Origin of the sequence: uncultured Roseobacter sp. (genome assembly GCF_947501835.1) — a bacterium.
GTDB lineage: Bacteria > Pseudomonadota > Alphaproteobacteria > Rhodobacterales > Rhodobacteraceae > Roseobacter.
The window spans coordinates 1-9,002 of sequence record NZ_CANMXR010000037.1 but is presented as its reverse complement, the minus strand read 5'-3'; the positions used below and the strand labels follow the sequence as shown (position 1 = coordinate 9,002).

7 protein-coding genes are annotated in these 9,002 nt (G+C 49.1%); 2 read left to right on the top strand and 5 right to left on the bottom strand.

The window, feature by feature from the left end:
* Positions 1 to 60 precede the first annotated feature (60 nt).
* Positions 61 to 2,997: a hypothetical protein gene (locus tag Q1A20_RS25705; RefSeq protein WP_299919606.1), complete on the top strand. Its 2,937-nt coding sequence runs from the start codon at positions 61 to 63 to the stop codon at positions 2,995 to 2,997.
* A 355-nt stretch (positions 2,998 to 3,352) separates the two neighbouring features.
* Here Q1A20_RS25705 and Q1A20_RS25700 read toward each other — a convergent pair whose 3' ends face one another.
* Both Q1A20_RS25700 and Q1A20_RS25695 read right to left on the bottom strand, forming a co-directional pair.
* A complete protein-coding gene (locus Q1A20_RS25700; protein ID WP_299919603.1) occupies positions 3,353 to 4,084 on the bottom strand; it encodes a hypothetical protein in 732 nt (243 codons plus the stop codon).
* Between the two features lie 299 nt (positions 4,085 to 4,383).
* Positions 4,384 to 5,742, bottom strand: a complete 1,359-nt coding sequence (locus Q1A20_RS25695) for a hypothetical protein (protein ID WP_299919601.1) — start codon at positions 5,740 to 5,742, stop codon at positions 4,384 to 4,386.
* 158 nt (positions 5,743 to 5,900) lie between these two features.
* On the opposite strand from Q1A20_RS25695, the gene Q1A20_RS25690 reads away from it, so the two are divergent.
* Positions 5,901 to 6,572 carry a hypothetical protein gene (locus tag Q1A20_RS25690; protein WP_299919598.1) on the top strand — a complete coding sequence of 224 codons (672 nt, stop codon included), beginning with the start codon at positions 5,901 to 5,903 and terminating at the stop codon, positions 6,570 to 6,572.
* Between the two features lie 108 nt (positions 6,573 to 6,680).
* On the opposite strand, the gene Q1A20_RS25685 is transcribed toward Q1A20_RS25690, so the two are convergent.
* The 3 genes from Q1A20_RS25685 to Q1A20_RS25675 form a co-directional block, all read right to left on the bottom strand.
* Positions 6,681 to 7,022, bottom strand: coding sequence for an H-NS histone family protein (locus Q1A20_RS25685; protein ID WP_299919596.1), 342 nt, complete (start codon positions 7,020 to 7,022; stop codon positions 6,681 to 6,683).
* A gap of 286 nt (positions 7,023 to 7,308) precedes the next feature.
* Positions 7,309 to 7,485, bottom strand: coding sequence for an AlpA family transcriptional regulator (locus Q1A20_RS25680; RefSeq protein WP_299919609.1), 177 nt, complete (start codon positions 7,483 to 7,485; stop codon positions 7,309 to 7,311).
* 74 nt (positions 7,486 to 7,559) lie between these two features.
* Complete coding sequence (locus Q1A20_RS25675; RefSeq protein WP_299919593.1) at positions 7,560 to 8,666, bottom strand: site-specific integrase; 1,107 nt, start codon at positions 8,664 to 8,666, stop codon at positions 7,560 to 7,562.
* Positions 8,667 to 9,002: the final 336 nt, after the last annotated feature.

Here is a 9,002-nt window from a genome sequence, read left to right as displayed (position 1 = left end):
AAGGTCTTCTTGTCAGCTATCGCACTCGCGGCACTGGTTATCTACTGGCTTTGAAACTCAATGAGTCCTGACCCTAGTCTCTTTGAAAATCCAATTGAAGCCTTGGTACCCAAAGTACTCCAAGAACAGAATTGGAAGTTAGAAAACATCGGAGACGTGCTTGACTTCAGCGTTACGGAAGCTGGAGAGTTCGTAATCGTGGGAATGCATGGGGTCGCTGGATTTTCAAACGGCAACTTGCTCGAAATGTCGCACCCAGGTTCTCAATTCTCCAAGCTGCTTGCGATACCTGTAAGAACAGAAACTGGGGAGTTGGTTGTACTGTTTCGCGAGGGCGTTCTACGTCTGAAAAAGGGTCAGATAACCAGTCTTCATCAATTTGAGGATCCCATTGTTGGTGATGAGCTAGAATTCGAACTTCAAATTTCATCAGACGGAACAGTTCTTTTCTATTCGGATCGACTGTTTGTTGAAGTTGAAGAAGATAGCGCCAAGGTTGCAAAGTGGGATTTTGCGGGCCAAGAAATTTCTTCTGACCCAATCTTCGAGGACGTCTCTAGCCCCTTTCTTTTTAGATCTGATGTTGGATTAATCGAAGTGAAAAACGGGCAGATAGTTCTTGCCGAGTCTGACACCGGAAAGACGGTCGGGAATTTGCGATCGTGGTCGGGCAGTGGTGATTTGATGACGTCCGCCCAAGGAGTCTTTCATTTATCCGGAGACAACATTCGGGAATTTAGGCCGGACTCGGAAGGCAACCTTGGTCGATTTGTCCGGGAGGTTCAAATACATGGTGGTGAAGATCTGTTTGAGTTTTCTACCGGGTACTATTGGCTGCGCAATGGCGTTTTCTATCTTGTCGATCATTCATTACCGAGAGAGATGGCCCACCGTAATACTTTTGACAACGCTGACGGGACTTGGACGATTGTTCGAAATACTAAGATTGAAACTTTTGATTTGAAAAGTGGCGAAGCGGTTGAAGTAACGGGGTCTGGTGATCTTAATGATATTGAGTCCATAGCTGCTATTAGGGATTCTGAGTGGGTCAACGGCTTCGGCTGGATATTTCTTACCTGGGATGGGGAGCCATTCTTTATCAAGGATGGCCACATCGCTTTCATCTCCACCGAAGACAAGAACCTTTCTAGGTTATTGGTGACAGATGAGGTGATTGGGCCGTATTGGTCGCACATCCGCACAGATCTTGGACCTCACGTGCTGAGCAGCGTGGGTATTCCTGTCGTCAAATCGAGTTCTTTTAGCCACTCTCAACCGCCAGAATCTGGAATCAAGGTAGAGTGGATTTTGCGTGATCTGTGCGGGCCTGCATTTCCTTTTGAGGAGCGTATGAGAATTGTTAGCGATGGGGTCATTCTCCCAACCCAAGTCAACAGACTTGGGCTATCTCACCCGCATGGCACCGGTGACTTCCTTGTCAGCTCATTCATAGATGCATCCAGTTACGGAGTTGGAGAAGTTAGTGTTGGGCTGCAATATCTAGGTTCGACCACAGGCAGTGACTGGGCCACCCTCCCAGGATCTTTGATCACAGCGAGCATTGGCACTGATCTTGGTGAGTACATGCTAGCTCAAGCCAAAAAACTGCTTCCAGTTCTTGTGATAGGTCATGCTCTGCTTTTTGGAGTTTTAGTTCTACGATCCCGCCACCACACAAGATCATGGGAGATACTGACCGACCCCGTGTGGGGAAAGCTCGGGGTCTGGTTTTGGTTGTCAATCAAATATGTACCAGCTCTTCAACGATGGATGCTCGAGCGCTGGTTTATGGAGGTCAGCTCCCGTACGAAGGTTCAACCTTATCTGCCGATACCAATGGAAATAAGGCGCACCGGCGAAAAAGCTAAATCGGATGAGGTAATTTTTGCCTTTGGCCCGGGGGCAAGAATTTGGATCCACGGTGGGCCTGGTATGGGCAAAACATCAGCGCTAGACAATTTAAGAACGCAGTATTTCGGTGGCAAAGAGTACAGTTCGCTCCGTTCAGCCTATCGTCAGTATGGGTTCCAAATTCTCTTTATCCGACTGAGAGATTTCCGCAACGTCCCGATTCCAACCGCACCGGAAGAATGGCTTTTTGAGATCAGCGCCCGTACCTTTGACTCACTCAACTGCAGATTTTACGATGAAAAACTGCTCAAATCCGTAATATTATCAGGAAACTTCATCTTGGCACTCGATGGGGCAAACGAAGTCGACGATGGAGGCGCAATCGAGCAATTCTCACTTCGATATCCACAGGTCGGGTTGTTAGTCACCTCCCAAACTATTCCTTTTGGGCGAAGTAATGATGTATTCGAAGAATGGTCTTTACCTGATTCAATGGAAGAATACGCAACGGAGTTCTTTGAGTTATTCTTGTCACCCTCTGTAGCGAAAGAAACTTTGTCTAATATACTGAGTTCTGGAGTTGCCGCGGAACTTAAGTCCGGGCACGATTTGAAAGTTATCTCAGATCTAATAGAGGCAGGAACCTTGCCCAAAAACTTACCCGCAAGCCGCGGGCAACTATACTTGTGTCTCTTGCTTCGATTGAGATCCTTAGATGGGGGTGAATACGATCTCGAAGGTTTGTCACATACGGCTTGGGAAGCGTTCAGATTGGGACGCCGTGATTTGTCATCCGACGGGGAAAAAGAATACAACTTGCTGCAGCCTCTCGTTGGACAGAGTAATAGTCTTGTCAGAACGCTTGATGGCGAGAGATATGAGTTCCGTCATGACCAAATGAGAGCTTTTTTGGCCGCGCGCTGGCTTGTGGAATATGAGGTAAATCCAATTGGGTTGTTGGAAAAGGAGGAGGATGTATGGCGCGTTCCCCGTAGCGAGCAACGAATGGTCTGGGACTTTTTTGCAGAGTTAACAACAGCGAACGTTGGCCAAGAAGCTTTGGAATGGGCCACACTTCATGCAGACCGAGCAGAACTGCAGGTCGCGCTAAGAAAAGTGTTAAATTCCGGAAAATGGGGGTATTGACGAAACAGAATCCGGCAATTGGATGATTAACAGCTTCAAAAATATGTTGAGACTACGTACGTAGATATTCGATTGTCGGCAACGAGCCGTATGCGGACTTACAACTGCCGCCTTCAATGGCAACTCGGTCCGCTGACGCGTCACCGAACGCCCAAATCCAACGGCAGCTAAGGGCTGCGTCCTGACCTCACCGATGTGGCTTACGCAAGGTAGCTCAGGGGCCACGCAAAGCCGCCATTTGACGGTTGTCAAATGAGCGGGCTTTTCCGGAATTTCTGGGCACTTCGAGTTGCCGCTGATGATGTTTCGATTGCTTTGTGGAACAGGGTGTAAGAGCTTCTAGCGGACGGACAGCTTAGCAGATAAAATCCCAATTATTTTTATGAACGGTGATATCGATTGTGTCATTTAGCATGAGACGTTTGCCGGTGTGGGATAACCGAAGGTTGATCGAAGAGCTCTCCTTTAGCTCGCCCTTTAGTATCCACTTTCGAATGTCACCGGATGCGAAAATAACGTAGTCATTTACATATCTTGTTGGAGTATTCTGCCTAAGGACTACGACATAAAAGACGGTGGCAGAGTGTTGAAAGGCTGAAGTTCGAATTGTCGCTTGAAATTTTCCGGCTCGCTCGTTTGCCGTTTTCACCTGAACGTGGAAGTAGCTTGAGTTTTTCGATGCAACGACGTCGATGCCATCATCAACTGTCATTTTTGATGCGTTAAACCCACGGAATAACAGCTCGCTCAACACCGCATACTCTCCGCCAGCACCAGTGTAGTTAGTAGATACGTCCGGTGCAGGCGCGTGAAATGTCACAGGTTTTTCTACAATTATGCGGTAAAAGCCTCGACGGTGTTTCTTTGTCTTTGAGCTTTTTACTCTGGCAAATTGAGGAGACTTGGTGCTAGAGTTCGCCAGGAGCTTTTGGCTCATTTTCTTCACGAAAGTTTCTTCCGTTTCCCCGATGGGAATCAGTCCAAACTCGATGGCCAGCTGTGTCAGGTCATTGACGTGGTACGTCTTCTTCCCGCCTTTTTCATAGAGCGTGGCAGCTAGACTTATCCAATCGTTGACATTCATCACTTTACCAATCCGTAGATCAGCCCACACCTAGCTCGGTCAAGAGCTGATGAACACCAGAAACGGTTTATGCGGTTTTCCTCTGCTCAGCAAGTCAGCGCTCGATATGCGCATCGTCGTCGTTCTTTATGATGGTCACTCGAGACACAAAACGCACTTGGTCGCCCATCATATGAGAGCATTAGCTCCGTCGTCTTCATGATTCTCTTCATCTCTGGGCAGGTGCGCTTGGGGCTGATGGTGTATTGGAACCCTCTTGAATATTGGGGGCGCTCGTAGAGCGATTTTTTTTGAAGCTCAAATCAGCCTTCAAAGTCCTCAGCATCCTCGGCAATAGCGTCTATCGATACATCTTCAGCAGTTGGTTTGTCATGTTTGATCCGAGGCGCGGCCTTCTTCCAGACGGACAGATTTGCGCCTACTTCGCCGTAAAACAGAGGAACTAATTCTTCCAAGTCAGATATGAAGTTGGCCTGTTGTGTGAACCGCCCGCCGAGGCGCTTGGATAAGAAAACGTGGAAGCCGTGCGTAACCAGGTGGTCCTTGCCTTCTTGGCAGATATCAATGTCTTCCCGGAGCTCTGAGACCAAGTGCTGCGTCGGCTCACTGGCACCAGGCCAAAGCAGGCGAATATACAGCCCATCCATGTTATCGACCTTGATCTGCCGAAGAAGCCAATTCAGCCTAGCTTTGGTCGATTTCTTATCTTCGGGAGCTCGGATGGTCATACCGACGTCGACGCACCGCCGCTTCAGGTCTGCGGTGACTTCGATAGGGGCGGCCGTGTCCGGGACATCCAATGTGCACTGGAGTTGATGGTATTCGCGAAGCATCAGCAGCTCATCCTTTTTTCGCTGAGCCGGATCATTGATGTGCTTGCGCGACAGTTTCTCACAGACGGATGTTTCCACCAATCTGCTCAAGATCAGCGACAGGTCTCGGGTCTCCTGGTGCCAAGCGTCAACTACGATCTGTGCTTCTGGCGACCGTGCTGGAATGACACCTCCAGACGATACCAGTTTGTTGAGATCGCCCCATTCTTTGGGCATCCTATGGAAGCCCTGCACACCTGCGCTCTCATGATTGAGGAAGCGCCTAAGCTCATTCAGCAAAAGTAGTTGGTCCTTATCCTCGACCTGCTCATTGCTGATCAGCAACTCCGCAGTCGTGACCACATGCATCCAGGACCAGTGATAAACGGGAATCTTGGATCTGCTCTTCCTGACTTCCTCAACAGGATGCGCGGTCGGCGTAGTCGCGAATTGATTGGATATCGTGATGACGCAATCGACGTCGTTCTCTTTGGCAAGAGCACGGTATCTTTCAATTTGCTCAGCATCGAGGGTGTTGTTCCCAACTTTGGTTTCCACAAGAGCCTTCCACTCGCGGGAGCCGACCTTCAGGACAATCAAGCCGTCGGGCCGATCCTTGATTGTCTTGGATTGGTTCTTGAACACAACCTCAGTGAACGCATGTAACTGTGCCCGTTTCCCGCGCTTCTGGCCTACTGATTGGAGCAACGCGGCTCCCAACTCTTCAATCTGAACCATGCAGGCCAGCACAATGGACGTTGTGCGACCTTCCTTTGATGTGGTTGAGAGAACGGGGAACAAACGCGCGGCTTCGCCTTGAGCCAGGTAAACTGGCAGCTTCTCAGTCATCTACATGCCTACAACTTGAAATTGAATACTATGTCTCAAATAGACAGCTCCAGCAGCTTTCCGTCAAGTTTTCAATGAAGTACCGTTCTCAGAACGAATAGGGGAACGGCCTCTAGCGTGCTTGATAGACCACGCTCTGATAGGAGTAGCGCAATTCAATGAAGTTTCACTCGGATTGGAAGTTCACCCAATGGCAGTCTGTCGAAAGAGTTGCCAACAATGACTTGACGCGGGTCGTCGCATTGGTGCCAATCATTGGTTATATCATCCTATTCAACGACCAAATTGCGGAAATAGCTTCATTTCGGATGATTGCTGGTGTTGAACCGAATGCGAAAACACCTTTTTACTTGAGCGGCTTAGACAAGATGAGACTAGTTTTCTTCGGTAGCCTACTATTGCTGATATCCAATTTGATTTTCAGGATTTTTCGTCCTCGGGTTTTGGACCTGGCCAAGGGAGAGATGGAGTTTGCCGCTAGGGTCGGTGAACGCTATAGCGTCCATGAGCTTGCCAGCATGGAAGCACAAGTGTTTTCCGATCTTTGGAAGCCGAGATTGCATTTGTTCTGGAAAGTGCACGACAAGTTCAGGAACAAGAAGCCGCTGGTTTCAGGCTACCGGCCTGATGTGCGAACTTCCATGTTCAACAAGCATGGCGACTACATCAGTTACCTTTCGCGAGAATGGTGGACCGGTGAGATGCATACATTCCGTTTGGCGCGTTTCGTATCACTAAGTTTGAGCGTCGCCGGAATTTCCCTATTGGTAATTCCGACGCTAGATATCACGCAAGCCGTGGTCAGAGACGTTCTTCTGAAACTTTGGTAATTCGGTTAGCGGCCACATCTGATATCGGTTCAAGAACGAAGGACTGCTAAGGGCTGGAAGTGAATGCTGGATGCCCGATACACCAAAAGCCAGTTTGGTCTGTGATCTTTAGATCAACAGTTGCTCAGCTTTTTTTCCTGATGCCATCGCTATCTTGAACCAATCCGGCTGGCGTCCTTTGCCGCTCCAGGTCTGAGATCTGTCTTCAGGGTTGGCATATTTCGGAACAGACGCCACCTTGGTCTTCGTTGGAGCCCTACGCTTTGCTTTAATAGGCTTTGCATCCGCTGTAACCTCAGCGAGGGTGAAACCGTGTGCTTTCGCCGCTTTCTCGACTGCAACAAGCGCTGCTTTTCGTTCTCTTTCGGTCACTTTTTCAAGGGCGGTATCGACATCGGAACGGAGCTTTTCAAGCTGCTTTCGTGTCATGGATTTAAGATCGAATTTCATGGTTGTTGTCCTCCCGTTTTCGACTTTGGTAAATCACAGACTGCGACGGGAATAAACTACCCAATATTTCAACCTAAGTTTGTGCGTGTGTATTCTCTGGAATCACTGCTCATGCCAAATCCACGGCTTTGCCACCTGCTCAGTGAGACAATGACTAATGTCCAAATTCGGCAAATGAGTATGACAAAAATTGACTGCACTGAACGCCGACAGCGGGCCGTTTTATCGGGTGGTCAGATAGTGCACACCTGACCACCCCTTGCTCCCAGAAGGAGCGTCGTTTGGGTTATCGGTCGTCCAACCGCGTTTGCAGCCAGTCTAATATTTCATCTTCCACCCATCCCACTCTGTTCGAGCCGAGTTGTACCCGCTTGGGGAACTCTCCAGCCTTCTCCAGCCGCGCGATGTGTTGAGGTGAGTACAAGACCAACTCCCTGAGTTGAGTTTTCGATAGTATCCGCATCACGATGTCTCCATGATTGAAGAGCACCGCGATGCCCAAGGGTTACGACAATACCCCGAGGTGCTATGACGTTATCAATCCGAAAGCAGGTTGGCGAGATATTCATCATACGCGGCGATGGCGGTGTGCATTTCTTCAATGTACGAATGCCGGTTATAGACCGCAGCCACGCCACTTATTGAGCCTGAGACGTGGTTTAGCAGCTTCTCGGTGACGTGAATTGGCGTGCCGATCTTGGCGTGGATCGTGGAGAAGGTCCGTCGTAGGTCATGAAGGGTGAAGTGATCCAGCCCCGTCTCTTTAACAACCCGCCGCTGCGCCTTTGACCACCCGTTATATGGCTGATCCTCAGCTGGCGTTCCAAAAACATGCAGTTGTCCACCTTCAATGCTGTGCAGCAAGTCCAGCGCCTGGGAGCACAACGGCACCCGGTGTTCCCGTTTGTTCTTCGTGCGACCAGGTGGAAACACCAATGTATCACCATCGACCTCAGACCACTGCAGACCTGCGATCTCGGATTTCCGCTGCCCAGTGAGCGCCAACAACGTCACAATGTCATGAAACCGACCACGATTATGCAACGTGAACTGCAATAGTGTTTTCAGCTCTTCATCGGATAGTACACGGTCACGTGAGATTGTTCGATTGGGTCGCCTTAGCGCATTCAGCGGATTGCTGGCTAAGAATTGTCTGCGGATGGCCCAATTGAAGAAAACCTTGAAGGTGGTGAAGGCGTAGTTTTGGCTGGAAGGGCTGTCCGTGTATGCTTCAATTGCCTTGACTATATCGGCTTGGGCGATTTGACCGATGTTGCCGGAAAAAGTAATTTTGGTGAGGTAGAGAACATATCCTTCAAGTGTGCTGGGGCGAAGACGGGCTTCACAGTCTTTCAGGTATGTTTTGACCACCACCTGATAGTCATGATCGATATGTGGGTCGTCCGATAAATTCTGGGTCGCTAAAAACAGCCGCGCGTCTTTGCGCGCGTCGACTAAACTAAGATCGGGATAACGACCAAGAGTTTTGAGGCGACGTTCTTTGCCATACATCACAACAAAGGACTTCCGTTTACTCGACACTCGAACGCCAAAGCCAGGAGTGGTTGTGTCCCAATGCGTCACCTGACCCTTCTCGGTCAGCGACAGCTTTTTGACGCCTAAATCTGTCAGTCGTATTTGCATTCTAGTCTCTTTTTAGTCTCACAAATCGCATGTATAACGGTGATATTCAGTGGTCATCTATGTTCAATGAGTTTCGATAAGATACTGTTTTTATACGAGATATGTGAAGAAATGTACAGCAGTGTTCATCTATAAAATTTGACTACGAATCAAGGGGTCGGGGGTTCGAATCCTCCTCGGTCCGCCACTACCACATTTTCCCGAATTTGACCTGGTCGTCCTGGGCGGCTTTTTTCTCTGTTTGATAAGCGGTTGCGCCGTTTCATCATTTCCTTGAGTTTCTTTCGATGGCGTCTATATTCTTTCCTTGAGTGGTAGAGAATGTGGTACTTTGGG